The sequence below is a fragment of the Streptomyces sp. CA189 genome (genome assembly GCF_056428985.1).
This window is the reverse complement of the sequence record NZ_JBWJVM010000045.1, coordinates 38507-62834: the sequence shown is the minus strand read 5'-3', so window position 1 is coordinate 62834 and position 24328 is coordinate 38507. Positions and strand designations below refer to the sequence as shown.

Here is a 24328-nt window from a genome sequence, read left to right as displayed (position 1 = left end):
ACAGTTGGGCATACATGACAAAGGCCTTCGGACCCTGTGGGTCCGAAGGCCTCGTGTGCCATCGGGTGTTTCGGGCGGGGCTTCCGGCGCCCCGTGATGCTGCGTTCGGCAGAGCCTCCGAGGGGCGTTCGCCTACCCCCGGGGCGGGCTCACGACCTGCGGCGTCACGCCTTGGTGTTCTCCGCCTGCATGGCCTCGATCTCCTCGTCCGACTCCCGGCCGGGCGTCTTGATGTCCCACTTGGTGATCGCGAAGCGGAAGATGCCGTAGTAGACGACCGCGAAGCAGAGGCCGATCGGAATGATCAGCCAGGGCTTCGTCGCCAGGCCCCAGTTGATGACGTAGTCGATCAGACCCGCCGAGAAGCTGAAGCCGTCCTTCGCCCCGAAGGCCCAGGTCACCGCCATCGACACACCCGTCAGCACCGCGTGGACCGCGTACAGCGCCGGCGCCAGGAACAGGAACGAGTACTCCAGCGGCTCGGTGATGCCGGTGACGAACGAGGTCAGGCCGACCGACAGCATCAGACCGCCGACCTCCTTGCGTCGCGCCGGCTTCGCGCAGTGCGTGATCGCCAGCGCCGCCGCCGGCAGGGCGAACATCATGATGGGGAAGAAGCCGGTGAGGAACTGGCCGGCGTTCGGGTCTCCCGCCAGGAACATCGGGATGTCACCGTGCACGGTCTGGCCGTCAGGCTTGGTGTAGCTGCCGAACTGGAACCACACCGGCACGTTCAGGAACTGGTGCAGGCCGATCACCAGCAGCGCGCGGTTCGCGATGCCGAAGATGCCCGCGCCGACCGAGCCCAGACCCACCAGCCAGTCCGAGAAGCTCTCCAGCGCGTTGCCGATCGGCGGCCAGATCCACAGGCAGATCACGGCGAAGGCGATCGCGACGAAGGTCATGATGATAGGGACCAGGCGCCGGCCGTTGAAGAAGCCCAGCCAGTCCACCAGCTTGACCCGGTGGTAGCGCTGCCAGAACCAGGCGGCCAGCATGCCCATGATGATGCCGCCAAACACCCCCGGGTTCTGGAATGTGTACTCGGCGATCGTCTGGTCGGGCCCCACGCAGTGGCCCTGGATGTTCTTGGTCCCGTCTGGGCAGGCCTCGGGGAAGGCGCGCAGCACGCTGCGGTAGACGAGGAAGCCGACCACCGCCGCGAGCGCGGTCGAGCCGTCCGCCTTCTTGGCCATGCCGATCGCGACGCCGATGCAGAAGAGCAGCGGCAGGCCGAGGTCGGCGTTGAGCAGGGCGCCGCCCGCGGAGGCCATCACCTTGGCGACGTTCGTCCAGCCCAGGCCGTCCTTGCCGAACACGTCGTCCTGGCCCAGCCGGTTCAGGATGCCGGCCGCCGGCAGTACGGCGATCGGCAGTTGCAGGCTCCGGCCCATCTTCTGCAGCCCTTGGAACAAGCCGTTCCACCACTTCGGCTGTGGCACTGCTGCGGCGCTGCTCGCGCTCATCCGCGTCCTCCCTGACCGGCCCGTTTTTGGCAGTCGCGACACTTGCGGCACACTGGTGTAGACCACTTGTGTTGCGGTCGCATTTCACCCGCCCTGAGGGCAGGTTGGTGCTGATCATCATCATTCGGTAGATACCGGGCATGTGCCCGCGTAACTGGGCCAATCGTGGGTTACCGTGACGAAGCGGACCGCCTTGGTTGGTCGGTCGGTCGGGCGGCAGGCGTGCAACGCCGGGCGCCGGATGTCAGTCGGACTCGTTCTTCGTAGAACTCAGGGAGAAACACATGGCCACCAAGGCTGAGAAGATCGTCGCCGGGCTCGGCGGCATCGAGAACATCGAAGAGGTCGAGGGCTGCATCACCCGCCTGCGCACCGAGGTCATCGACCCGAGCAAGGTCGACGAGGCCGCGCTGAAGGCCGCCGGCGCCCACGGCGTCGTCAAGATGGGCACCGCGATCCAGGTCGTCATCGGCACCGACGCCGACCCGATCGCCGCCGACATCGAAGACATGATGTGAGCTGAGCCCACCGGCTCGCACGCGCGCCCCCGCGCGCACCCGTACGTACGACAGGACCCCGACCGGACGCACCCGGACGGGGTCCTCTCCGTTCCCCACACCGGCTAGGCTCGGTGCCATGTCTCGCATCGACGGCCGTACGCCCGAACAGCTCCGCCCGGTCACCATCGAACGCGGATGGAGCAAGCACGCAGAGGGCTCCGTCCTCGTCTCCTTCGGAGACACCAAGGTCTTCTGCACCGCCTCCTTCAGCGAAGGCGTCCCGCGCTGGCGCAAGGGCAGCGGCGAAGGCTGGGTCACCTCCGAGTACTCGATGCTGCCCCGCGCCACCAACACCCGCGGCGACCGCGAATCCGTACGCGGCAAGATCGGCGGCCGCACCCACGAGATCTCCCGCCTGATCGGCCGCTCGCTGCGCGCCGTCATCGACTACAAGGCCCTCGGCGAGAACACCATCGTCCTGGACTGCGACGTCCTCCAGGCCGACGGCGGCACCCGCACCGCGGCCATCACCGGCGCCTACGTGGCCCTGGCCGACGCCATCTCCTGGGGCCAGGGCAAGAAGCTCATCAAGGCCGGCCGCAAGCCCCTGACCGGCACCGTCGCCGCCGTCAGCGTCGGCATCGTCGACGGCGTCCCGCTCCTCGACCTCTGCTACGAGGAGGACGTGCGCGCCGAGACCGACATGAACGTGGTCTGCACCGGCGACGGCCGCTTCGTCGAGGTCCAGGGCACGGCCGAGGGCGAGCCCTTCGACCGCAAGGAACTCAACGCCCTCCTCGACCTGGCCTCCGGCGGCTGCGCCGACCTGGAGGCCCTCCAGCTCGGAGCCCTGGAGCTCACGCTCTAGCGCGAGCCGCGGCAACCGCGCGGCACGCCCGCGCGTCTCTCGTTGTACGGGTGCACGGCGTCGAAGCCGTGCGCCCGTCCACGTACCTGCGTATCCACACCATCCTCCTGGGGGCCGAAGTGAAGCCGAAGTACCGCCTGGCCGCCGTCGCCCTGACGGCAGCGCTCGCCATACCCGCGATCACCTCCTGCGACGCGATCTCGACCGCGATGGACTGCGCGAGCACGGCGGTCGCCATCACGGACGGCGCCAACGACCTCCAGCAGGCGGTCTCGCAGGCCGGCAACAGCCCGCAGGACGCCCAGAACGCGCTCAACGCGATCGAGGAGAACCTCAAGAAGGTCGGCGACCAGACGGACAACGCCGACCTGAGCAAGGCCATTTCCTCGATGAACACGGCCGTCCAGAACGTCCGCACCTCCATCGAGAGCGGCACCACGACCCCCGACGTCACCCCGGTCGCGGACGCGGCGAAGGAGATCTCGAAGGTCTGCACCCCGGGCGGCTGACCCCGGCCGGTGCCCGGGCGCGGCCCGGGATAATGGCGCCATGACCTCGACGACGCCCTCCGCCAGCTCTCCCAGCCGCCTGATCCTCGCCACGCGCAACGCGGGCAAGGTCACCGAACTCCGCGCCATCCTGTCCGCCGCCGGCCTGCCGCACGAGCTGGTCGGCGCGGACGCGTACCCGGAGATCCCGGACGTCAAGGAGACCGGCGTCACCTTCGCCGAGAACGCCCTCCTCAAGGCCCACGCCCTCGCCCAGGCCACCGGCCTGCCGGCCGTAGCCGACGACTCAGGCCTCTGCGTGGACGTCCTGGGCGGCGCCCCGGGCATCTTCTCGGCCCGCTGGGCCGGAGCCCACGGAGGCGACGCCGCGAACCTCGCGCTCCTCCTGGCCCAACTCGGCGACATCGACGACGCCCACCGCGGCGCCCACTTCTTCTGCGCCGCCGCCCTCGCCCTCCCCGACGGCACGGAACGCGTGGTCGAAGGCCGCCTCCTGGGCACCCTCCGCCACACCCCGTCCGGCACGGGCGGCTTCGGCTACGACCCGATCCTCCAGCCTCTGGGCGAGTCCCGCACCTGCGCGGAACTCACGGCGGCAGAGAAGAACGCCATCTCCCACCGAGGCCAGGCCTTCCGAGCCCTGGTCCCGGCGGTCCGGGAACTGCTGGGCTGACGCCGACCATACGAACGGCCTGTGAATCAATCCTTCGATTCACAGGCCGTTGTGGTGCGGCGGAAGGGATTCGAACCCTCAAGCCGTTTCACGGGCCACAGATCCTAAGTCTGCTGCGTCGCCGTTGCGCCACCGCCGCTAGCCGCTTGCCATGATAGCGGCAGGCGGCTGCGACCGGTCGAACAAGATCAACGAAGGGGCTTGCTGCGGCCTCCTCGGCACCAGGTGGTCGTAATTGCATGGCAGTTGGGGCATAGCAGCCGCAGGTTCTCGCGGCGGTCGTCGCTCCAATCGCCATTGATGTGGTCGATCTCCAGCGTCATGGGAAGGCCCAGCCACTCCGCAGCCGTCCCGCAGCCGGCACACACGTCCGGAACGCCGATCTCGCGCAATGCGCGGCGCAGAGTCTTGGTCGTGGTCCGGCGTTCGTCCTCGTGTCGAACGAGTACGTCGTCGGCGGGCCGTGTGGTGGTGCCCCTCTTGCCGCGCTGATGTGCCTGCCCCATAAAGCGGGCGGTTGAGAGGGAGGCTTCCTCGATCCATCGCTTGAGCGCGGCATGCTGACTGCCTGACACGGGCCTGCCCAGGCGGCGCAAGGTCTCTGCTAGAGAGAGTGATTGTGTGACGGCTTCACGCAGGGCGCTTTCGTCCGGCTTCCCGCGCCGCACGTACGCAGCACGGTTGGCGCTGGTCATCGCCACCCCTTGCCGCGCCCGCGGTACGTGTCCGTTGTGGAGTGGCAGTTGGGGCACAAGAACCGCAGGTTGGTGGCTTGGTTGTTGCGCCATTCGCCATCGATGTGATCGACCTCCAGGGGTAGCGGCTCGCCCTGCCAGACAGCCTCTATCCCGCACAGAGCGCAGCGCTCCTCCCGTCCGGTCTCCAGGAGTGCGCGCCTGAGCCTGGCGGGGTCGACCCGGGTGGCGATCGGAGACCGGTCATCGCGCAGGATTTCCTCGGCGGAACGACGGCGACGGATGTCTCGCGTACCTACCGTGCTCGGCGGGGGTGCGAAGTGAGAGGTATCTATCGCGAACTTCTTGACCTTGCGGCTGATGTGAGTGTGGTGGCCGCCGACAACATCGAGGCCGAGCCGTCGCAGCACCTCGCACATCGTCGTCGAGGATGCGACGACTTCGGTCAGGATCTCCCTCGTCCACTTCACCCCCTCGCGCTCGAAGTGCGAGACATCCACCCCCAACTTCCGCATGCGGTCGAGCAGGTACCTCCGTGACGCACTCTTGGGGTCCACCCCCAGCTTCGCCAACGCCTCGGACAGGGTCCGTGACCCCTCCGCCGCCTCCGTGAGGCGTTCCCTCGTGTACGGGCTGATTGGCATCGGCCCCCTCCATTTCCCGGCCGCGCGTGCGGCCCTCGCATGGAGTAACGGACCGGTAGTCGGACGGTTACGGGAAATTTCGTCCGATAAACGGAACGGCCCGCACCGTTTGTGGGGGTGCGGGCCGTTCCGGAAGGCGGGGGCGGGGTCAGATGCCGAGGTCCTTGATGATTTTGGCTACGTGGCCCGTCGCCTTGACGTTGTAGAGGGCGCGTTCGACCTTGCCCTCCTCGTCGACGATCACCGTGGAGCGGATGACCCCGGTGACGGTCTTGCCGTACAGCTTCTTCTCGCCGAACGCCCCGTACGCCGTCAGGACCTCCTTGGAGGGGTCGCTGACCAGGGTGACCTTCAGGTGCTCCTGCTCGCGGAACTTCGCCAGCTTCTCCGGCTTGTCCGGGGAGACGCCGATGACGTCGTAGCCGGCCGTGGCCAGGACGGCCAGGTTGTCCGTGAAGTCGCAGGCCTGCTTGGTGCAGCCCGGGGTCAGGGCGGTCGGGTAGAAGTACACGATCACCTTGCGGCCCTTGTGGTCGGCGAGCGAGATCTCGTTGCCGTCCGCGTCGGGCAGGGTGAAGGCGGGGGCGATGTCGCCCGGCTCAAGTCGCTCGCTCATTCTCAACAGTCTCCTCGGGAGGGGATCGGTACGGTGTCGAGACTAAGCTGCTGACAGACTGTTCATGGTGGGCTACGCCCGCCATGGGACCGACCATGACGACGGAGGCAGCGCGGTGCCGGAAGCCAGGACCCCCGCACAGATCGAGGCGGACATCGTCCGCCGCCGCGAGCAGCTCGCCGAGGCGCTCGACGAGATCGGGGTGCGCATGCACCCCAAGACGATCGTCGGGGACGCCAAGGCGAAGGTGGTCAGCAACGTCGACCACGTCGTCGGGCGGGCCGTAGCGACGGTGAACCGTCTCGTCACGGACGCCGGTGACGCGCTGCGCCACGACGACGGCGCCCCGCGCGTCGAGCGGATCGTGCCGGTCGCGCTGCTCGCGGTCGGTGTCGTGGGCCTGCTGGTGATGTCGGCGCGACGAAAGCGCTGATGACCCTGGGGGGTGCGGGGCGGGTGTGGGCGGGTAGGTTCGGGTCGTGAGCGAGAACACCACCACCCACGACAAGCTGCCCATCCGCATGCTCCACGACCGCGTGCTCGTGAAGTCCGATTCGCCGGAGGGTGAGCGCCGCTCGGGCGGCGGCATCCTGATTCCGGCGACGGCCGCGGTGGGCAAGCGGCTGGCCTGGGCCGAGGTGGTCGCGGTCGGGCAGAGCGTACGGACGGTCGAGCCGGGGGACCGGGTGCTGTACGACCCCGAGGAGCGGGCCGAGGTGGAGGTGCGCGGGGCGACGTACCTGCTGATGCGGGAGCGGGACCTGCATGCCGTGGCCGCCGAGCGGCTGGGGTCGGAAGACTCCACGGGGCTCTATCTCTAGCCCCGTGAGATGAGAGCGAGGAGAAGGGCCGGTGACCATCGTCACCGGCCCTTTTCGTCGGGTTTTGCTACGGTGGTGGGGAACCCCCGACGAGACGCGCCGTACCGGGTCGCCGATGGCCAGTGGCCAGTGGCTGCATGACAAGACGACGCACCCCGTTCCGCTCTCGTCCCGGAGGTGCCTGTCATGGCCTGGGTTCTGCTTCTTCTCGCCGGTCTGCTCGAAGTCGGCTGGTCGATCGGTATGAAGTTCACCGAAGGCTTCACGCGGCTGTGGCCGAGCGTGTTCACGGGTGCCGGCATCGTGGCGAGCATGGTGCTGCTGTCGTACGCCGCCAAGACCCTGCCCATCGGTACGGCGTACGGCGTGTGGGTCGGTATCGGCGCGGCCGGGGCGGCGGTGCTCGGTATGGCGGTGCTGGGGGAGCCCGTCACCGCCGCCCGGATCTTCTTCATCTGTCTGCTGCTGGTCGCCGTGGTGGGGCTGAAGGCCACCTCCGGTCACTGAGTCGCCGGGTTGCTCCGGTTACTCCAGCAGGTCCGCCGGTGGGCGGAGGCCCTCGGTGGTACCGCCCTGGGTGCCCGTCGTGGTGCCGCCGTCCGTCTGGCCGCCGGTGGTTTCGCCTCCCGTGGTCTGGCCGCCGGTGGTCTGGCCCCCGTCCGTCTGGCCGCCGTCCGTCCGGCCGCCGGTCTGCCCCCCGTTGTTCTGGCCTCCGTTGTTCTGCCCGCCCGTCGTCTGGCCCCCGTTCGTCTGTCCGTTCGTCGACGGGGTCCGGGTCGGGCGGCCCGGCCGGTTCGAGGGGCGGTCGCCCGGGGTTTCCTCCTGGGAGGGGGTCGGGTCCGGGTCCACGGGCGGGGGCTGCGGGGGCCGGTTCGCGCCGGGCATGAGTTCCAGGTCGAAGTCGACGGGGTCGCTGTCGCCCAGGGCCGTCTTCGTGTACTGGGCCCAGATCCGGGCCGGGTAGCCGCCGCCGCCGATGCGGGCCTCGCCCAGGGCTCCGTAGAGGGACTCCAGGGCGCCGGTGTCCGGGTCCTGGCCCATCATCGAGACGACCGTGACCAGGTTCGGGGTGTACGCCGCGAACCAGGCCGAGCGGTCCAGTTCGCCGGTCCCCGTCTTGCCGGCGGCCGGGTGGCCGGCGGCCAGGGCGGCCGTGCCGGTGCCGTTGTCCACGACGCTGACCAGCATGGACGTGGTGGTGTCGGCGGCTTCGCGGCTGACGGCCTGGGCCGGGTCGCGGGGCGGGAGCGGGACGGTGTCCCCGGCCTTGGTGATCTTCTCGACGAAGGTGTGCGGGGTGTGCCGGCCGTGGTCGGCGAGGGTCGCGTAGGCCTGGGTCATGTCCAGAACGCTGGCCTGCATGGTGCCCAGTGCCATGGCCGGTCCCGAGTCGAAGTTCGGGGTGTTCTCGGGGATGCCGAGGGCGATGGCGGTCTGCTTGACCTTGTCGGTGCCGACGTCGACGACCATCTGCGCGAAGACGCTGTTGACGGAGAGGTCGGTGGCGGTGTTGACGGTGATGTTGCCGTAGCTGAGCTGCCCCTCGTTCTCCGGCGCGTAGGGGATGCGGGTGCCGACGACGCGGCGCTTGTTGTCGCCGTTGTAGATCGTGTACGGGGTGATCGTGCGGCCGTCCTGGGTGCGGGAGTCGTTCTGCACGGCGGAGGCGAAGACGAACGGCTTGAAGGTGGAGGCCACTTGGTAGTCGTGCCGGGTGGCGTTGTTGACGTACTGCTTGGTGTAGTCGATGCCGCCGTACATGGCCACGACCTTGCCGGTGGCCGGGTCGATGGAGACGGCTCCGGTGCGTACGATGCGGTCGGCCTTGCGCTTCGCGGGGTCGAGCTTGCTGACCATCTTGTCGTTGACGGCGTCGACCATGGCGGTCTGGCGGGTCTTGTCGATGGTCGTGGTGATGCGGTAGCCGCCCTCGGCGAGGGTTTTGTCGTCGAGGATCTTGTTTTCGACGATGTAGTCCTTGATGGCCTCGACGAGGTAGCCGCGCTGTCCGGAGAGGCCTGCGGCCGGGCGGACCTTGCCGGGCTCGGGGAACTGGGTGGCGGCGCGTTCGGCGGGCGTCATCCAGCCCTTCTTGACCATGCCGTCGAGTACGTAGTTCCAGCGGGCGAGGGCGCGGCCGCGGCCCTGGGGGTGGGCGACGACGTCGAAGGCGCTGGGGGAGTTGAGGAGGGTGGCGAGGTAGGCGCCCTCGGCGGGGTTAAGTTTGCCGACGTCCTTGCCGTAGTAGGCCTGGGCGGCGGCCTGGATGCCGTAGGCGTTGCGGCCGAAGTAGCTGGTGTTCAGGTACCCCTCGAGGATGTAGTTCTTCGACTTCTCGCGGCCGAGTTTGATCGCGATGAAGAACTCTTTCACCTTCCGCTTGATCGTCTGTTCCTGGCCCAGGTAGTAGTTCTTGACGTACTGCTGGGTGATGGTCGATCCGGACTGGGTGCCCTTGCCCGTCGCGGTGTTCCAGGCGGCGCGCAGCATCGCCGCGGGGTCAACCGCCCGTTCGGTGAAGAAGTCGCGGTCCTCGGCGGCCAGTACGGCCTCCTGGACGGTCCGGGGGATCTGGGAGAGCGGCACGTTGACGCGGTTGACCTCGCCGTCACGGGCGAGTTGGGTGCCGTCGGTGTAGAGGTAGACGTTGGACTGCGCCGTGGCGGCCGCGTTGGCGGGCGGGATGTGGACCAGCAGGTAGCCGGCCACGAGGCCGCCGCAGACGAGCAGGGCGAGCAGCAGGAAAGCGCCCAGGACCATGCGCCAGGTCGGGAGGAGCCGGCGCCAGCCGGTGCGCTTGCGCTTGGCCTTCTTGGCGGCCTTGGCCCGTTGTCTCTCCGCCCTCTTGGCGTCCTTGGCCGTGGGCGGTGCTCCGGGCTGCGGGGCCGAGTCGGCGCCGGTGGCCTGCTGTTCGTCGGGGGTGTCGGGATCGCGAGGCGTCCAGCCGGGCGGTGGTGACGGGTCGCTCATCTCCGGGACTCCTCGGCGCCGTACGAAATATCCACATCTGTACCTCATGCTGTCTACCCGATGGCCGCCGGTTCCGCTCCGGACGGGCGTAATTCGTTCGCGTGGATCGCCCCTCCGCACTAAGCTCGCGCGCTTTGGCCGACGTAGGAACGACGCAGCAGCGATCAGGGAAACGGAGGGGATGAGGTGCGCCAGCCGGTGGTGGGGCGAGCCGGGCTCTACGGGGCGGTCGCGGCCGGGGGCTTTCGCAGGTACGCCACGTACGGGACGGCCACCGCGGCGGGGGTGTTCACCAACACCGTGTTCGGTTTCATCCTGGCCTACACGTACATCGCGCTCTGGGACGAGCGGCCCGGGCTCGGCGGCTACGACGAGTCCGAGGCCCTCACGTTCATGTGGGTCAGTCAGGCCCTGCTGGCCGCCGGGGCGCTGATCGGCGGCGGCTTCCAGGAGGAGTTCCAAGAGCGCGTCCGTACGGGTGACATCGCCGTCGACCTGTACCGTCCGGCCGATCTCCAGATGTGGTGGCTCGCGGGTGATCTGGGCCGGGCGGCGTTTCAACTCCTGGGCCGCGGTGTAGTACCGCTGGTGGTCGGCGCGTTCGCCTTCCCGTTGGCGCTGCCCACCGCTCCGCTGCGCTGGCTGCTCTTCCTGGTCTCCGTGTTCCTCGGGCTGGTGGTGAGCTTCGCGCTGCGGTACCTGCTGGGGCTGGCGGCCTTCTGGCTGATGGACGGGGCCGGGATCAACCTGATGGCCACGGTCGTCTCCATCTTCTTCTCCGGGATGCTGCTGCCGCTGACCGTGTTCCCGGGCGGCTTCGGGGAGTTCGTCCGCCTCCTGCCCTGGGCGGCGATGCTCCAGGTGCCGGTCGACGTGCTGCTCGGCGGGGGTGCGGGTGCCGCGCGTACGGCGGGGGCGCTGGGATTCCAGGCCGCGTGGGCGGTGGCGCTGCTGGGGCTGGGCCGGCTGGTGCAGTCGGCCGCGACGCGGAAGGTGGTGGTTCAGGGTGGCTGAGCGGGTGGCGGAGGGAAGGGCCGGGGTGACTGCGCTGACCGACGTGGCGGTGGCGCCCGAGCTTGTCGTCCCGCGGCGCAGCCGGGTCCTGGAAGGGCTGCGCGGCTACCGGCTGATCGCCGCGATGTGGATCCGGTCGACGATGACGTACCGCACGTCCTTCTTCCTCTCGACCTTCGGCAACGCGGCCATCACGCTCCTGGACTTCGTCGCGATCACCATCATGTTCTCGCACGTGGACGAGCTGGGCGGCTTCACGCTGCCCGAGATCGCCCTGCTGTACGGGTCCTGCTCGGCCTCGCTGGGCCTGGCCGACCTGCTGCTCGGCAACACCGACCGGATCGGCTCCCGGATCCGCGACGGCTCCCTCGACACGATGCTGGTCCGCCCGGTCCCGGTGCTCGCCCAGGTGGCGGCGGACCGGTTCGCGCTGCGCCGGCTGGGGCGGATCGTGCAGGGGCTCGCGGTGTTGGGGTGGGCGGTCTCGGAGCTGGACCAGCTGGACTGGACGGTCGGGAAGGCGCTGATGGTGCCCGTGATGATCACCGCCGGTGCGGCGATCTTCGGCGCGGTGATGGTGGCCGGGGCGGCCTTCCAGTTCCTCGCCGGGGACGCCGCGGAGGTGCAGAACAGCTTCACCTACGGCGGCTGCACCATGCTCCAGTACCCGCCGACCGTCTTTGCGAAGGACCTGCTGCGCGGGGTGACTTTCATCGTGCCGCTCGCCTTCGTCAACTGGCTGCCCGCGCTGTACGTGCTGGGCCGGCCCGATCCGCTGGGGCTGCCGGGGTGGGTGGCGTACGCGAGCCCGCTGGTGGCCTTCGTGGTGTTCCTCCCCGCGTCGCTGGCCTGGCGCGCGGGGGTCCGTTCGTACCGCAGTACGGGGAGCTAGTCGTGTCGGATGCGCTGATTTCTTTGCACGAGGTCGAGAAGGTGTTCGACGTACGGCGTCGGGTGGGCCTGGTGCGCCGGGAGAAACGGCAGGTCAGGGCCGTGGACGGGATCAGCTTCGAGGTGGCCCGGGGTGAGATGGTCGGCTACATCGGGCCCAACGGCGCCGGCAAGTCGACCACCATCAAGATGCTGACCGGCATCCTCACCCCGAGCGGCGGCCGGCTGCGGGTCGCCGGCATCGACCCGGCGCGGGAGCGGCTGCGCCTCGCGCACCGGATCGGCGTGGTGTTCGGGCAGCGCACGACGCTGTGGTGGGACCTGCCGCTGAAGGACTCGTACGCGTTGATGCGGCGGCTGTACCGGATCCCGCCGGCGCGGTTCGCGGAGAACATGGAGCGCTGCGTGGACCGGCTCGACCTCGCCGAGCTGCTCGACGTACCCGTACGGCAGCTGTCCCTGGGGCAGCGGATGCGCGGGGACATCGCGGCGGCGCTGCTGCACGATCCGGACGTGCTGTACCTGGACGAGCCGACGATCGGGCTGGACGTGGTGAGCAAGGCGAGCGTACGGGGCTTCCTGCGGCAGCTGAACGAGGAGCTCGGCACCACGGTGCTGCTGACCACGCACGATCTCCAGGACATCGAGCAGCTGTGCGAGCGGGTGATGGTGATCGACCACGGGCGGCTGGTGTACGACGGCACGCTGGGCGGGCTGCACACGGCGGGCGGCGCGGACGGCGCGGTGGCGAGCGAGCGGACGCTGGTGGTGGACCTGGAGCGGGAGCTGCCGCCGATCGAGGTGGCGGGGGCGCGGGTGGTGAAGGTGGAGGGCGCCCGGCAGTGGCTGGCGTTCCCGGCGCGTGCTTCGGCGGCTCCGCTGGTGGCGGCGGTGGCGGCGGAGTATCCGCTGCTGGACCTGTCGGTGCGGGAGCCGGACATCGAGGACGTGATCGCGCGGATGTACGCGGGGCGGGGGTAGCACGGGTAACGGTGGCGGGGGTAGCGGGGGTAGCGGGGTGGGGGTAAATCAGGGACAACCCTGAGCTGGAGCGGGGTTCGTGCCGTACCGATCCCCGGGGTGACTGCATAGGCTGGTCCGCATGAGTGACGAGCGGCCTGAGAAGCCGGTGCCCGAGAAGTCGCTGCCCGAGGAGCCGCTGTCCGACAGGTCGCCGGCCGAGGGGTCGCCGTCCGAGACGGCGCTGCCCGGAGGGCCATCGTCGGCGCCATCGTCGGCGTCGGCTCCGGCACCCGCACCGCTGCCGGAGCTGCGGGCTTCGGACGCCGACCGGGAGCGGGTGGTGGACCGGCTGCGGGACGCCGTCGCCGAGGGCCGGCTCGACATGGACGAGTTCGAGGAGCGGTTGGACGCGGCCTACCGGTCCCGTACGTACGCGGAGCTCGAACCGCTGACGCGGGATCTGCCCGCGCTCGGCGCGACGGCCCCGATCGCGGCCGCCCCGGTGGCCCCGGTCGGACTGACGAAGGCGGTGCCGGCGGGGTCGGAGGCCGACTGGCCGGCCCGGATCGTGGGCGGCGGAGGGGCGGCGGGCGGCCCGGCGATGGCCGTGGCGGTCATGTCGGGCTTCCAGCGCAAGGGCAACTGGACCGTGCCCGCCCGTCTCCACGCCGTGGCGTTCTGGGGCGGCGGCGAGCTCGACCTGCGCGAGGCGAGCTTCGCGGAGCGGGAGGTCGTGATCAACTGCGTCGCCATCATGGGCGGCATCCAGATCATCGTGCCGCCGGGCGTCGAGCTCGACGTACGCGGCATCGGCGTGATGGGCGGCTTCGACCAGACCGACAGCCCCGGCCCGGTGGAGCCGGGGGCTCCGCGGGTGGTCGTGACGGGCCTCGCCTTCTGGGGCGGGGTCGAGGTGAAGGTGAAGCCGCCGAAGCAGCGGGCGGTCTCGAAGCAGAAGCCGCGCAAGGAGCTGTAAGGGGCCGGCCCGCAGGGGGCCCGCGGTCCACAGCCGGGAGGATCAGTACGGCGCGCCGGGAACTCCCCGGGCGCCCCGGGAGTCGGATGCTATGAAGTCGGACGCTTTGCGGACGAAATCGTCGCCCGGGGGAAGGCAGGAGCACGTGAAGCAGGGCAGCACGACGGCTAGGGCGGAGGCTGAGTCCTCGTCGTCCACGTCGTCCACGTCGTCCTCGTCGTCTTCGTCGACGACGTCATCGACCGGGGCTGCGGCACGGGGCGGGTTCGTGTTCAGCGAGGCGGACGAGGAGCGCCGGCGCGGCGTCCGCCGGATGAAGCGGACCGCCACCGGCCTGCTGGTCCTGGTCGCGCTGGTCTACGTAGCGGCGAAGTGGGCGGAGCACGCGGGCGCGGGCGGCTGGGCCGGGTACGTCGCGGCCGGGGCCGAGGCGGGCATGGTCGGCGCGCTCGCGGACTGGTTCGCCGTCACCGCCCTCTTCCGGCGGCCGCTCGGCCTGCCCATCCCGCACACCGCGATCATCCCGACGAAGAAGGACCAGCTCGGCGTCTCGCTCGGGGAGTTCGTCGGGGAGAACTTCCTCTCCGCCGACGTGGTCCGTACGAGGCTGCACGCGCTGGGCATCGGCGGCCGGCTCGGCGCCTGGCTGGCCGAGCCCGCGCACGCCGACCGGGTCACGGCGGAGCTGGCCACGGCCCTGCGCGGGGCCCTGACCGTCCTGCGGGACTCCGATGTGCAGGCCGTCGTGGGCGAGGCGATCACGCGGCGGGCCGAGACGGCGGAGATCGCGCCCGGGCTCGGCAAGACGCTGGAGAAGGTCGTCGCGGACGGCGGCCACCGCCGGGTCGTGGACCTGGTGTGCGCGCGGGCGTACGACTGGCTGGTCACCCACGCCGAGTCGGTGGAGGCGGCGGTGCAGGGCGGGGCACCGGGGTGGACCCCGAGGTTCGTGGACCGCAAGATCGGCGACCGCGTCTACAAGGAACTGCTCCGCTTCGTCCAGGAGATGCGGGACATGCCGGAGCACCCGGCGCGCGGTGCGGTGGACCGCTTCCTCTCGGACTTCGCGGCGGACCTCCAGTCGGACACGGAGACGCGGGCGCGGGTGGAGCGCCTGAAGTCGGAGATCCTGCAGCGGGAGGAGATCCAGGACGTGATCGCCTCCACCTGGACGGCGGTCCGCTCGATGATCATCTCGGCGGCGGAGGACGAGCGGAGCGCGCTGCGCCTGCGGGTCCGTTCCTCGCTGATGTCCCTGGGCGCCAGGCTGGCCACGGACGGCCGCCTGCAGGACAAGGTGGAGGGCTGGATCGAGGGCGCGCTGGTGTACGTGGTCACGACGTACCGTGCGGAGATCACCTCCCTCATCACGGACACGGTGGCGGGCTGGGACGCGGAGCACACCTCGCGCAAGATCGAGGCCCACATCGGCCGCGACCTGCAGTTCATCCGCATCAACGGCACGGTGGTCGGCGCGTTGGCGGGCTTGCTGATCTACACGCTCTCGCGAGCCTTCGGGGCGTAGCGGGGCGGGGTCGGCCGGGGGCTGCTGCGTCGTGCTCGGGTGGTGCTTGCCTGGTGCCCGGGTGGTACTTGCGTAGTGCTCGGGTGGGCGTTACGGCTCGTGGAGCCGACGCGCGAGATGGACGGTGATGTCGGCGGCGATCTCGACCCGCGTCGGCAGGACCTGCGTGATCTGGCGGAACACCCGTTCCCTCACCAAGGGCGGCAGGACGAGATAGGCCGAGACGGTGGAGAGATGCCCGATGTAGTCACCGGCGCTCACCGTCAGGCGGCGGTCGATCACCGCCTGTCGAACATCGGTGAACAGGGCGGACTGCCGGAGCTCCGTACCCGGCCACTGCATGTCGTAGCCGGGTGGCGTCCCGTCCGGGGAGGGAACCTCGTCGCTCTCCAGGAACGGAGCCCGTGCCGTACCTACGGCTTCCTCCACGGCCGGGTCGGCCAGTTGGACCGGTCCGCCGCACGAGGCGAAGACACCCCCGGGCTCCAGCAGGGAGGCCACCCGCGCCCATCGGCCCTCCAGTCTGGTCCAGTGCAGCGCGGCCGCCGCATAGACCAGCCCGTACTGCCGCCCGTACCGTCGGCCAGGGCGCAGGTCCTCGAAGGCGGCTCGCACCGTTCTGACGCTTGCGGGCACCTGCTTGCGCAGCTCGGCGAGCATGGCTCGGTCGGGCTCGGTCGCGGTGACCGCGACCCCCTGCCGGGCGAACAGGCGGGTTGCTTTGCCCGTCCCGGCACCGATTTCGAGGGCGGTCACAACCGGACGGCCCGCGTACTCCCTCACCAGGTCGAAGAGCTCCACGGGATACCCCGGCCGGAACCGTTCGTAGGCTTCCGCCATCGCTCCGAAGCTCAGCGCGCGCTCAGGCATACCGCAGATCCTGGCACGCTCCGGCGCCGCGCGAGGCCGGGCGCGGCGCCGGAGCGGGACCGCAGGGGCTTCGTACGCGGGCCGGTTCCGGGTGGCTTGGCGCGCGGGCCGGTTCCGGGCGGCTTCGTACGCGGTTCGGGGCCCGGGGGAGTCAGCCCCGGTCGGCCACCACCCAGGACGCGGCGGCGACCACGCCCGCGGCGCCGATGACCGCCGGCCAGGCGCCGACCTTCTTCGCCAGCGGGTGCGCACCGGCGAACCCGGCGAGGTACAGCGCACCGAGCCCGGCCGCGGCGGGGGCACCGCCCCGCTTGTGCCACTCCCGCCCGGCCACGACCCCCGCGGCGCCGAGCACGACACCGCCGAGCGGCCGCTTCTTGGTCCACCGCGCGACGGCGTAACCGCCGACCAGACCGGCGGCCGCCACCACAGAACTCGGAACCCGTGCCATGCTGTCCAACTCCCTCACCTCGTCACCTCATCGGTTCATACGTGCACGCCCACTCGCCCCCCCAACGCTAACTCGACCCCTTGACCACCCGTCGGGCCCCCAGCGCACCCAACACCAGTACGGCACCGCCGATCACCGGATCCGGCACCGCGTCCCGTACACCGCGCGGCAGCATCGCCACCACGCCCAACACGAGCAGAAACGCGAGCCCGCACCCGCCGGCGGCCCGAAGCAGTCTGTCCACGCGCTGCTCAACGCGGCCGCCCGGCCGCCCGACACGGACCGCGCCGAGGGGATTTGTCGCACACTCGCCGGATCCGCGCGATGTCTGCTGAGGGAACCTGATGGGCATAAATTCAATCTCCCACCCAAAGGGGCAAACCACCGTGCCCCCTCCCGCCCATCCCACCCCTCCCACCTCTCCCATCCCACATCAGGAGCCAGGACATCGTGATCTGCTACGGACAGGCCGTCCTCGACCTCGCGGACGAACTGGTCGACGCCTACGCCGACGTCTTCTCCGCCCCGCCGTGGAACGAAGACGAAGAAACCATTCGCCAGTTCGCCGCCCGCCTCCCGGCCGACGCCCGGCGCCGTGGTTTCCGTACCGCCTTCATCCAGTCCGCCACCGGCATCGACGGCTTCGCGACCGGCTGGATCACCCCGGCGACCTTCCCGAAGAACCGCGCGTACGCCCAGGTCGCGGCGCAGCTCGGCTCAGGCCGGGTGAAGGAACTCCTCACCGGGGCGCTGGAGATAGACGAACTCGCAGTACGCCCTTACGCGCGCGGCCGCGGCACTGCCCGGGACCTCCTCACCGAGATCACCACCGACGCCCCGGACCGCCGCGCCTGGCTGTTGACGAGCCGACTGGCCAAGAACACGGTGGCCACGTACCGCCGCCTGGGCTGGCACGAGGTCACGGCCCTACCCGGCACGGAGACGGGCGTCGTCGTCTTCCTCTCCCCGGACCACCCGAACCGGGCGGCGTAGCTCTGCGGGCCTGCCCCGCACGCCGGGAACGGCACGCATCCGGACGGCGACCGCCCAGAGGCGCCCCTGCCTTCGCGGGCACCCGAGTACGTCCCCTAGGCCTGACCGATCGCCTGGCCCAGCGGCCCACTGGCCGGCCCCGGGGAGAAGCCGGGCCCTGGTCGTGTCCCTCCGGCGTGACCGAACTCGTCGCCACGAGAGTGGAAGTCTCGCCATGTGAAGCGTGCAAGGGACGGTGCGGACACGCCCTGAGGGGGGCACGAATCGGCCCCGAAAGATCGCCCAGCGGGGCGTCCGAGCCACTCGGGCGGGGCATACCGCGCCCATGAACCCCACCACAGGCACCACACGCGCCACGCACGTGCCCCCGGCGACCTCCACGCACCCGGCACACCCGATGCGGGCCAAGCAGACCGCCCGGGCCGGGCGGGTCACCCAGGCCACGCCCACCACCGAGGCCCTGCCAACCACCTGGACCACGGAGGCCGCAGAGGCCGCAGAGATCACAGAGGTACCCCGAACGGCGGGTGCCGCCCGAGCCGCCACTCCCGCCACTCAGCAGTCCACCCAGACCCGAACCGCTCCCATCCCTACTCCCATCCCTACTCCCACCTCCATCGCCCGCCGCCAACTCACCCTCGCCACGCGCCACCAACTCACCACCACCGCCGGCGTCCCACCCGGCACGATCACCTCCCGCACCCGCCCCGGCGGACCCTGGCAGCGCCTGCTGCCCCGGGTCTACCTCCTCCAGACCGGCCCCCCGGACCACCGCCAACGCGCCCTCGCAGCCGTCCTCTACGCCGCCGAGTCCGGCTCCGACCCGCTCTCCGGCGACACCGCCGCCCTCACCGGCGGTGCGGCCCTCGCCCTGCTCGGGATCCGCGAAGCCCCGTACGCCCCGGCCGACGTCCTGATCCGCGCCCCGCGCCGGCTTACCGGGTCCCCGGACGTACGCCCGTACCCCACCGCCCGCTGGCCCCGCACCATCACCGTCTCCGGCATCCCGAGCACCCGCCCGGTGCGCGCGGCCGCGGACTTCGCGGCCCGGACCGAGGAGCCGGCGGACCGGATCCGCTCGGTCCTGGCCCACGTGGTCCAGTCAGGCTGGTGCCACCCGCAGGACCTGCACGCCGAACTCCGCGCCTCCCGCCTCCTGGCCCGCCCCGCGATCCGCGCGGCAGCGGCGGAACTCCTCGCCGGAGTCCGCTCGGTCGCCGAGGCCCAGGCCCGCGACACCCTCTCGGTCACGGACCTCCCGACGCCCCTGTGGAACGCCCGCCTCCACACCCCGGACGGCACGTTCCTGGCGTGCCCGGACGCCTACTGGCCCGACGAGGGCGTGGCCCTGGAGATCGACTCGGCGGAGTACCACTACAGCCGGGACTCCTGGCACGCCACCCTCCGCCGCCGCCTCCGCCTGGAGTCCCACGGCATCCTGGTGGTCAGCGCCACCCCCTCGATGATCCGCGACACCCCAGCCGAAGTCATCGCAGCCCTCCGCACCCTCCTCACCCTGACCACCACCCGCCCCACCCCACCCACAGCCCTGGCCCGCGGCCACCAGCAGCTTCCGCTCCCGTTCAGCTATTGAGAAGCCGCCGATAACAGGCATCCCACGTCCTCGCATCGGGTGATTCCGTTGCGGGGGCTGTGCGGCGTCAGTATCGTTTCGGGGAACGCGTTGACGGAGACGAGTAGCCACGGATCATGCGAGCAGAGAGAGCCGCCGGCAGCTGTGAAGGCGGACTCGCACCCATGGTGAAGACCCTCCCGAGCGCGGGGAGAAAAGGCCCACGGGCCCAATGCCCCGCCGGTTTGCCCCTGTCATCGGGCTGAATGAGGCCGCCGCTGTCTGGCGGTGGCAAAGGCGTGGTGGCACCGCGAGTACCCTTCTCGCCCACGCTTCCAAGGGATCATGACGACGCCCCTGGAGGGCTGCGATGATCCACACCACTAGCCGCGTACTGGTTTCCGACCTACGCGCACACGTCGACCAGACCGTCACCGTCTCCGGCTGGGTGAACGCACTCCGGCTGCAGCGCAAGATGCAGTTCGTCATCCTGCGGGACCACTCCGGCATGGCCCAGGTGACCCACAAGCGCGACGGCGGCCCGCTCGAAGCCGTCATCGAATCGCTTACCCCCGAGTCCGCCGTCCGGATCACCGGCCGCGTCGTAGAGGCGGCCCAGGTCAACCTGGGTGGCCTGGAGATCGTCCCCGAGACGATCGAGGTGCTGAACCGGGCGGAGACGCCGCTGCCGATCGACGAGCACACCGGCCCCGAGCACCGGCTCGACTGGCGCTTCCTCGACGTACGCAAGCGGGCCACCGCGCAGATGGTGTTCGCCGCGCAGACGACCCTGGAGCAGGGGCTGCGCGAGTACGCCATGCAGAACGGCTGCACCGAGATGCACACGCCGAAGTTGATGGGCACTGCCTCGGAGTCCGGCGCGGAGGTGTTCAAGCTCGGGTACTTCGACCGGTCGGCCTACCTCGCGCAGTCGCCGCAGTTCTACAAGCAGATGGCTGTGGCCGCCGGCATCGACAGGGTTTTCGAGATCGGGCCTGTCTTCCGGGCCGAGCCGTCGTACACCTCCCGGCACGCGACCGAGTTCACCGGCGTGGACGTCGAGCTGTCGTGGATCGACGACGTCGAGGACGTGATGGCGTTCGAGGAGCGGATGCTCGCTCACGCCATCGCGAAGGTCGCCGAGGTCCACGGTGAGGCGATCCGGAAGGTCTTCGGCATCGAGGTCGTCGTGCCGGAGGCTCCGTTCCCCAGGATCACGATGGCCGAGGCGCAGGAGATCCTGCGGGCCGGCGGCTGGGACCCGGAAGGCGTCAAGGAGGACCTGGACCCGGAGGGTGAGCGCACCATCGCCGCCCACATGAAGGAGCTCACGGGCCATGAGTTCGTGTTCATCACGTACTACCCGGCCAGTATCCGGCCCTTCTACCACATGCGTCCGGCGGACCGGCCTGACCTGACGCTCAGCTTCGACCTGCTCTGGAAGGGCCTGGAGATCACCACCGGGGCCCAGCGGGAGCACCGCTCCGACGTGCTGCTCAAGCAGGCGGAGGAAAAGAGCATGGACACCGCGCCGATGCAGGACTACATGAACATCTTCCGCTTCGGCTGCCCGCCCCACGGCGGCCTCGGCGCAGGCCTGGGCCGGATCCTGATGGTCATGCTCGGCCTGGACTCGATCCGCGAGGCCGCGTTCCTGTTCCGGGGACCGAACCGACTGACCCCCTGAGCCATGGGTAGACGCACCGCTGCCCCACCACTGGCCTGGTGGTGGGGCAGCAGGGGTAGCAGGCACGACCTTGCCAGCCGGTGTCAGTCCGTCACGCGGTGATTGAACCAGCAGCACTGTCCCTCGCGGGCGACGGCAGCGGGTCGCTACTGGAGTTCATCTGGGGGGCAGGACTGGCCGTCGCTCAATCACCCTGGTTCCGCAGGTGGGCCAGGACGTCGGCGAGCTCCAGGTCGTACTGGTCCTTGTCCCTTTCCCAGAGGGACATCACCGCGACCGAGGCCTCGGCCATGTCCGCGGGCAGGCCGGCCGCTCGGAGGGTCTCGGCGATGTCCTTCATCTCCGGGGCCCAGCGCCAGGCGCGTGCCGCGACGCTGGGCAGGTATCCGGGATCGGAGAGGATGTTGGACGCCATAGCGTGCGCCTCGACCGTGAGCTCGTCGCCGACACCGTGGGCGTCGGCCAGCGCGTGGGCCACACCGGCGAGGGTTCGGGCGGCCTTCTGGTAGCTGGCGAACGCCATCTTCAGCGCGGAGGCGGAACCGACGCCGCCGCTCGCGCGGCGGACGTGCAACGCGGTGTCCTTGAACAGGGGCTCCACCGTGTCCACTGCCTGGGCTTCGCCGGCGAGGTAAAGGCGAGCAGCCCGCCGGCCACCGGGCGGCGGGCCGAAGATCGCCCCGTCGAGGACCGTGGCGCCCGGCCTGATCTCCTCCGCGATGCGCTGCATGCGCTGGGGGTTGATCGCGTTGGCGTCCACGTACACCCCGGCGAAGGCGTGGCCGGCAACCGTGGTCGCCACGTCTTCGGCGGCCTGCGGCGGACAGATCGACAGGACGATCTCGCTTCGTTCCAGCGCCTCGTCGAGCGAGTCGTAAACGGTGGCTCCGGCGTCCTTCGCGCGTCGGCGGGTGGCGTCGCTGCGGCCTTCCGGCACCCAGAGCACCTCGTGGCCGGCCGCGATCGCTTGGGCGGCGACGGCCGCGCCCATGGCGCCGGGGTGCAAGAGGGTCACGGTCGTCACTGGCTGCCTCCTGGCGAGTCGCTGCTGCTCCGGCGGTGCGGACTGGAACATCAAGGAGACGGGCGTGATCGTCTTCCTGTCCCCGGACCACCCGAACTCCTAGGGCCGATCCGGCCGCACGAGTGGCCCGGCTGGTGGTAGAACTCCAGCGCAGGGGCCTTCTCGACCGCTAACCTGCCGGAAACATCTCTTGTCCGGCAACCGGTTCCAGGGAGTACCACATGGCCGTAACCTCCGTCCGGCCCGAGTGGGCGTCGCTTCCCGCAGAGGCACGTGCTTACGTGGAACTTCGGCTGGGCTCACGTGTGGCCGAGGCAGTGCCGTGCACGGGAGGCTTCACCCCCGGTGTGGCGTCCCGGCTGATCCTGGACGACGGACGGCGCGCATTTCTCAAGGGGATGCACGGTGACCACCCGTTCGCACCGCAGTACGCCGACGAGATCGCCGTGACCTCGGTTCTTCCCGATGGTGTGGGGCCGCGTGTCCTGTGGTGGGCCACTCCGGAGGACAGCGCCGGATGGTGGTGGCTGTGCCTTGAGGACATTCCCGGAACAGTGCCTGTACTGGCCCCGGATTCGGGGGATACGGTGATGGCGCTGGCCGCCATCGAGCAGGCTGGGAAACTTCTCACCCCGTCGCCGCTGGACGGTGCACGGCCCATTACCGAGCTGGTCGGACGGTGGCTCACCGGATGGTCGACGTTGGCCACGCAGATTCCGGATGATCTCGCCCCGTGGGCGGCGAAGCACCTGGACGCCCTTGCCGCCATCGAGCAGGACTGGCAGCAGGCCGCCGAGGGGCACACACTGCTGCACTGGGATCTCCGGCCGGACAACATGCTGCGCCGCGAGGACGGGGCGGTCGTCATCATCGACTGGTCATATCAGAACCAGGGGGCGGCGTGGATCGACCCGGCGGTGCTGGTGCCTCACCTGATCATGGACGGCCACTCGCCCACCGAGGCCGAGGCAGCGGTGAGCCATCTTCCACAGCCTGACGATCCCGATGTCCTGACCGCTTTCGCCGCCGGTCTCGGGGGGTACTGGGAGAAGTCTTCACGGCGCCCGAATCCCCCGGGCGTCCCGTTTCTCCGTGCCCACCAGGTCCGGGCCGCGGAGGCCACACGGGTGTGGCTACGGCACCGGACCGGGTGGGTATGAGCGATCTAACCGTAGGGGCCTTTACCGTGCTGGCCGAGCAGTCGGGCGAGCTGCTCGCAGGCCCCTTTGAGGACATCGGTCGGAAGCCTGTATCCGATGAACGGATAGAAGCGCTGGCTGATGAACCGCCGACCATACGCGGTGGTCAGCAGGTATCGGGTGTGGTCGGACCGGTTCGGTGCGCCCCGGTGCCAAGTCTGGCTGTTGATCAGGTAGGCGTCTCCGGCTCGTGCGAGCAGTGACGTGGGCTCTCCGGGAAGATCAGGGCTGTAGGGAGGCCGGCGGCCAGTCAGGTGGCTTCTGGGGATCACCTGAGTGGGACCGTACTGGTCGTGCTCGATATTGCTCAGCGCGACCATGACGTTCAGGGTGAAACAGGGGATCTGGTCGCCGGCTGTACCGGGCGGCATGTTGCCGAGGAACGGGAAGAACAGCGCGTCGTCGGTATGCCAGTTGACGATTCCCTTGCCAGTCGGGATGCGCAGCGCGTTCTGGGCGATCATGTGGCAGTCCGGGCCGAGGATCATCTCGACCAGACTGACGACGGGTTCCAGGTCGATCATGTCGCGGAACGCCCGGTCGTACTCGAACATGCGCATCAGGCTGACATCGCCGCGCAGAACGTCAAGCTCGGGACCGGCGGTGTGCACCTGCGGATCCTGGTAGCGCTGTTCGACCAAGATCCGCAGGTGCTCAGCTGTGTCCATGGGGATGACGGACGGCAGGACAGCGAATCCGTTTCGGTGGAACGCTGCGGCGACGTCCGCGAGGTCGTGGGGTCCGTTCACGGCTTCCGGCTGTTGACCGCGGGGATGTCGGCGTAGTCCTCCTCCGGGACCTCAGGGGCCATGTGCTCGGCGCCCACCCAGATGCGGCGGCCGAAGTCCTGGTACTGCTCGGTGTTGAGGATGAATGAGTGCCACACCATGTCGACAGGACCCGAGGGCGCGTTGTGCTCCTTGGGGTAGAGCATCGTCAGCGCGACGTACTGGCGGAACTCCTCGATCAGCGGGATGGCGTACTTCGCGAAGAAGTAGTCCCGGAACTCGATGGCCTTCTCGTCCGGTACGCCCTCGAATTCGCCCTTGGAGCGGTTGAACACGAGCCACTGCTTCATGACCTCGGCTGCCCAGTGGCGGCAGTGGTTGTCCCACTGGCCGAACCACAGCAGCAGCGGGAGAACCTGCTCGTTGTCGAACAGGCGGCCGTCGCGGAGAAGCCTGCGCGGGCTCATGCCCAGCAGCAGGAACCCCATGTCGTACTCCTCCAGCATGCTCAGCCGCCTGCGGAGGTCGTCGTCCATGTCGGGCATGACGGCGGCGCACCTGTCGAGGATCGCCCCCGGTTCGGCCACCAGCTTGATCTTGTCCATGCGTGTTCCCCACTTCCGTCAGAGACCGGGTGCCGTAAGACACCCGGTCTCGGTTCGACTTGTGACG

General features: G+C 69.9%; 27 protein-coding genes, 1 tRNA gene and 1 riboswitch. Of the genes, 16 read left to right on the top strand and 12 right to left on the bottom strand.

Annotated features, from left to right (window positions below; genetic code table 11):
* Positions 1-164 precede the first annotated feature (164 nt).
* Positions 165-1466 (bottom strand): PTS transporter subunit EIIC, encoded by a 1302-nt coding sequence (locus AC061S_RS28270; protein ID WP_478688703.1) that lies wholly within the window; start codon positions 1464-1466, stop codon positions 165-167.
* A gap of 197 nt (positions 1467-1663) precedes the next feature.
* On the opposite strand from AC061S_RS28270, the gene AC061S_RS28265 reads away from it, so the two are divergent.
* The 4 genes from AC061S_RS28265 (at position 1664) to rdgB (ending at position 4016) form a co-directional block, all read left to right on the top strand.
* A complete protein-coding gene (locus tag AC061S_RS28265; RefSeq protein ID WP_478688702.1) occupies positions 1664-1984 on the top strand; it encodes a PTS sugar transporter subunit IIB in 321 nt (106 codons plus the stop codon).
* A gap of 118 nt (positions 1985-2102) precedes the next feature.
* The gene (rph, locus tag AC061S_RS28260) at positions 2103-2834 is read left to right on the top strand and encodes a ribonuclease PH (RefSeq protein WP_243337256.1); all 732 of its coding nucleotides are present in this window, start codon (positions 2103-2105) and stop codon (positions 2832-2834) included.
* A 107-nt stretch (positions 2835-2941) separates the two neighbouring features.
* Positions 2942-3343 carry a hypothetical protein gene (locus AC061S_RS28255; protein ID WP_478688715.1) on the top strand — a complete coding sequence of 134 codons (402 nt, stop codon included), beginning with the start codon at positions 2942-2944 and terminating at the stop codon, positions 3341-3343.
* 40 nt (positions 3344-3383) lie between these two features.
* Entirely contained in the window at positions 3384-4016 is a 633-nt protein-coding gene (rdgB, locus tag AC061S_RS28250; RefSeq protein ID WP_478688701.1) for an RdgB/HAM1 family non-canonical purine NTP pyrophosphatase, read from the top strand.
* A gap of 52 nt (positions 4017-4068) precedes the next feature.
* Here rdgB and AC061S_RS28245 read toward each other — a convergent pair.
* The 4 genes from AC061S_RS28245 to bcp form a co-directional block, all read right to left on the bottom strand.
* A tRNA-Leu gene (locus tag AC061S_RS28245) sits at positions 4069-4155 on the bottom strand.
* A gap of 49 nt (positions 4156-4204) precedes the next feature.
* Positions 4205-4711 carry an HNH endonuclease signature motif containing protein gene (locus AC061S_RS28240; RefSeq protein WP_478688700.1) on the bottom strand — a complete coding sequence of 169 codons (507 nt, stop codon included), beginning with the start codon at positions 4709-4711 and terminating at the stop codon, positions 4205-4207.
* Positions 4708-5355, bottom strand: a complete 648-nt coding sequence (locus AC061S_RS28235; RefSeq protein WP_478688699.1) for an HNH endonuclease signature motif containing protein — start codon at positions 5353-5355, stop codon at positions 4708-4710. The genes AC061S_RS28240 and AC061S_RS28235 overlap by 4 nt, the downstream gene beginning before the upstream one ends.
* A gap of 148 nt (positions 5356-5503) precedes the next feature.
* Positions 5504-5971, bottom strand: a complete 468-nt coding sequence (bcp, locus tag AC061S_RS28230; protein WP_422522673.1) for a thioredoxin-dependent thiol peroxidase — start codon at positions 5969-5971, stop codon at positions 5504-5506.
* 115 nt (positions 5972-6086) lie between these two features.
* On the opposite strand from bcp, the gene AC061S_RS28225 reads away from it, so the two are divergent.
* The 3 genes from AC061S_RS28225 (at position 6087) to AC061S_RS28215 (ending at position 7299) form a co-directional block, all read left to right on the top strand.
* Positions 6087-6404 (top strand): DUF3618 domain-containing protein, encoded by a 318-nt coding sequence (locus AC061S_RS28225; RefSeq protein ID WP_478688698.1) that lies wholly within the window; start codon positions 6087-6089, stop codon positions 6402-6404.
* A 46-nt stretch (positions 6405-6450) separates the two neighbouring features.
* Positions 6451-6792: a GroES family chaperonin gene (locus tag AC061S_RS28220; RefSeq protein WP_478688697.1), complete on the top strand. Its 342-nt coding sequence runs from the start codon at positions 6451-6453 to the stop codon at positions 6790-6792.
* A gap of 61 nt (positions 6793-6853) precedes the next feature.
* Positions 6854-6947: riboswitch (guanidine-III (ykkC-III) riboswitch) on the top strand.
* A gap of 31 nt (positions 6948-6978) precedes the next feature.
* Entirely contained in the window at positions 6979-7299 is a 321-nt protein-coding gene (locus tag AC061S_RS28215) for a DMT family transporter (RefSeq protein WP_030026576.1), read from the top strand.
* A gap of 18 nt (positions 7300-7317) precedes the next feature.
* On the opposite strand, the gene AC061S_RS28210 is transcribed toward AC061S_RS28215, so the two are convergent.
* Positions 7318-9762: a transglycosylase domain-containing protein gene (locus tag AC061S_RS28210; protein WP_478688696.1), complete on the bottom strand. Its 2445-nt coding sequence runs from the start codon at positions 9760-9762 to the stop codon at positions 7318-7320.
* A 186-nt stretch (positions 9763-9948) separates the two neighbouring features.
* Between AC061S_RS28210 and AC061S_RS28205 the strand changes: the two genes are divergently transcribed.
* From AC061S_RS28205 to AC061S_RS28185, 5 genes are all read left to right on the top strand, one after another.
* On the top strand, positions 9949-10776 hold the full coding sequence (locus AC061S_RS28205; protein ID WP_478688695.1) for an ABC transporter permease: 828 nt from the start codon (positions 9949-9951) through the stop codon (positions 10774-10776).
* A gap of 25 nt (positions 10777-10801) precedes the next feature.
* The gene (locus tag AC061S_RS28200) at positions 10802-11668 is read left to right on the top strand and encodes an ABC transporter permease (protein ID WP_478688694.1); all 867 of its coding nucleotides are present in this window, start codon (positions 10802-10804) and stop codon (positions 11666-11668) included.
* A gap of 2 nt (positions 11669-11670) precedes the next feature.
* Positions 11671-12648 carry an ABC transporter ATP-binding protein gene (locus AC061S_RS28195; RefSeq protein ID WP_478688693.1) on the top strand — a complete coding sequence of 326 codons (978 nt, stop codon included), beginning with the start codon at positions 11671-11673 and terminating at the stop codon, positions 12646-12648.
* Positions 12649-12769: 121 nt separating this feature from the next.
* Positions 12770-13606 carry a DUF1707 SHOCT-like domain-containing protein gene (locus AC061S_RS28190; RefSeq protein ID WP_478688692.1) on the top strand — a complete coding sequence of 279 codons (837 nt, stop codon included), beginning with the start codon at positions 12770-12772 and terminating at the stop codon, positions 13604-13606.
* A gap of 268 nt (positions 13607-13874) precedes the next feature.
* Positions 13875-15131 (top strand): DUF445 domain-containing protein, encoded by a 1257-nt coding sequence (locus AC061S_RS28185; protein WP_478688691.1) that lies wholly within the window; start codon positions 13875-13877, stop codon positions 15129-15131.
* Between the two features lie 90 nt (positions 15132-15221).
* Here the strand turns inward: AC061S_RS28185 and AC061S_RS28180 are convergent, their stop codons facing one another.
* From AC061S_RS28180 to AC061S_RS28170, 3 genes are all read right to left on the bottom strand, one after another.
* Positions 15222-16001 (bottom strand): class I SAM-dependent methyltransferase, encoded by a 780-nt coding sequence (locus AC061S_RS28180; RefSeq protein ID WP_478688690.1) that lies wholly within the window; start codon positions 15999-16001, stop codon positions 15222-15224.
* A gap of 151 nt (positions 16002-16152) precedes the next feature.
* Complete coding sequence (locus AC061S_RS28175) at positions 16153-16452, bottom strand: hypothetical protein (protein ID WP_478688689.1); 300 nt, start codon at positions 16450-16452, stop codon at positions 16153-16155.
* Between the two features lie 67 nt (positions 16453-16519).
* Complete coding sequence (locus AC061S_RS28170) at positions 16520-16696, bottom strand: hypothetical protein (RefSeq protein WP_478688688.1); 177 nt, start codon at positions 16694-16696, stop codon at positions 16520-16522.
* A gap of 206 nt (positions 16697-16902) precedes the next feature.
* Here AC061S_RS28170 and AC061S_RS28165 point away from each other — a divergent pair, with 206 nt between their 5' ends.
* The 3 genes from AC061S_RS28165 (at position 16903) to aspS (ending at position 20705) form a co-directional block, all read left to right on the top strand.
* The gene (locus AC061S_RS28165; protein WP_478688687.1) at positions 16903-17445 is read left to right on the top strand and encodes a GNAT family N-acetyltransferase; all 543 of its coding nucleotides are present in this window, start codon (positions 16903-16905) and stop codon (positions 17443-17445) included.
* 325 nt (positions 17446-17770) lie between these two features.
* Positions 17771-19039: a hypothetical protein gene (locus tag AC061S_RS28160; protein WP_478688686.1), complete on the top strand. Its 1269-nt coding sequence runs from the start codon at positions 17771-17773 to the stop codon at positions 19037-19039.
* A gap of 349 nt (positions 19040-19388) precedes the next feature.
* On the top strand, positions 19389-20705 hold the full coding sequence (gene aspS, locus AC061S_RS28155; protein WP_478688685.1) for an aspartate--tRNA(Asn) ligase: 1317 nt from the start codon (positions 19389-19391) through the stop codon (positions 20703-20705).
* Between the two features lie 184 nt (positions 20706-20889).
* On the opposite strand, the gene AC061S_RS28150 is transcribed toward aspS, so the two are convergent.
* Complete coding sequence (locus AC061S_RS28150) at positions 20890-21729, bottom strand: DUF1932 domain-containing protein (RefSeq protein ID WP_478688684.1); 840 nt, start codon at positions 21727-21729, stop codon at positions 20890-20892.
* A gap of 305 nt (positions 21730-22034) precedes the next feature.
* Between AC061S_RS28150 and AC061S_RS28145 the strand changes: the two genes are divergently transcribed.
* Positions 22035-22889: a phosphotransferase family protein gene (locus AC061S_RS28145; RefSeq protein ID WP_478688683.1), complete on the top strand. Its 855-nt coding sequence runs from the start codon at positions 22035-22037 to the stop codon at positions 22887-22889.
* A gap of 5 nt (positions 22890-22894) precedes the next feature.
* Here AC061S_RS28145 and AC061S_RS28140 read toward each other — a convergent pair whose 3' ends face one another.
* Together AC061S_RS28140 and AC061S_RS28135 are read right to left on the bottom strand one after the other, a co-directional pair.
* Entirely contained in the window at positions 22895-23677 is a 783-nt protein-coding gene (locus tag AC061S_RS28140) for a phytanoyl-CoA dioxygenase family protein (RefSeq protein WP_478688682.1), read from the bottom strand.
* Complete coding sequence (locus AC061S_RS28135; RefSeq protein WP_478688681.1) at positions 23674-24261, bottom strand: hypothetical protein; 588 nt, start codon at positions 24259-24261, stop codon at positions 23674-23676. Before AC061S_RS28135 ends, AC061S_RS28140 begins: the two co-directional genes overlap by 4 nt.
* Positions 24262-24328 lie beyond the last annotated feature (67 nt).

What these genes read in the sequence shown, in the direction of transcription:
- AC061S_RS28270 (WP_478688703.1), bottom strand. Translation starts at nt 1,466, where the DNA reads ATGAGCGCGAGCAGCGCCGCAGCAGTGCCACAGCCGAAGTGGTGGAAC.
- rph (WP_243337256.1), top strand. Translation starts at nt 2,103, where the DNA reads ATGTCTCGCATCGACGGCCGTACGCCCGAACAGCTCCGCCCGGTCACC.
- rdgB (WP_478688701.1), top strand. Translation starts at nt 3,384, where the DNA reads ATGACCTCGACGACGCCCTCCGCCAGCTCTCCCAGCCGCCTGATCCTC.
- AC061S_RS28240 (WP_478688700.1), bottom strand. Translation starts at nt 4,711, where the DNA reads ATGACCAGCGCCAACCGTGCTGCGTACGTGCGGCGCGGGAAGCCGGAC.
- AC061S_RS28235 (WP_478688699.1), bottom strand. Translation starts at nt 5,355, where the DNA reads ATGCCAATCAGCCCGTACACGAGGGAACGCCTCACGGAGGCGGCGGAG.
- bcp (WP_422522673.1), bottom strand. Translation starts at nt 5,971, where the DNA reads ATGAGCGAGCGACTTGAGCCGGGCGACATCGCCCCCGCCTTCACCCTG.
- AC061S_RS28215 (WP_030026576.1), top strand. Translation starts at nt 6,979, where the DNA reads ATGGCCTGGGTTCTGCTTCTTCTCGCCGGTCTGCTCGAAGTCGGCTGG.
- AC061S_RS28210 (WP_478688696.1), bottom strand. Translation starts at nt 9,762, where the DNA reads ATGAGCGACCCGTCACCACCGCCCGGCTGGACGCCTCGCGATCCCGAC.
- AC061S_RS28190 (WP_478688692.1), top strand. Translation starts at nt 12,770, where the DNA reads ATGAGTGACGAGCGGCCTGAGAAGCCGGTGCCCGAGAAGTCGCTGCCC.
- AC061S_RS28180 (WP_478688690.1), bottom strand. Translation starts at nt 16,001, where the DNA reads ATGCCTGAGCGCGCGCTGAGCTTCGGAGCGATGGCGGAAGCCTACGAA.
- AC061S_RS28175 (WP_478688689.1), bottom strand. Translation starts at nt 16,452, where the DNA reads ATGGCACGGGTTCCGAGTTCTGTGGTGGCGGCCGCCGGTCTGGTCGGC.
- AC061S_RS28160 (WP_478688686.1), top strand. Translation starts at nt 17,771, where the DNA reads ATGAACCCCACCACAGGCACCACACGCGCCACGCACGTGCCCCCGGCG.
- aspS (WP_478688685.1), top strand. Translation starts at nt 19,389, where the DNA reads ATGATCCACACCACTAGCCGCGTACTGGTTTCCGACCTACGCGCACAC.
- AC061S_RS28135 (WP_478688681.1), bottom strand. Translation starts at nt 24,261, where the DNA reads ATGGACAAGATCAAGCTGGTGGCCGAACCGGGGGCGATCCTCGACAGG.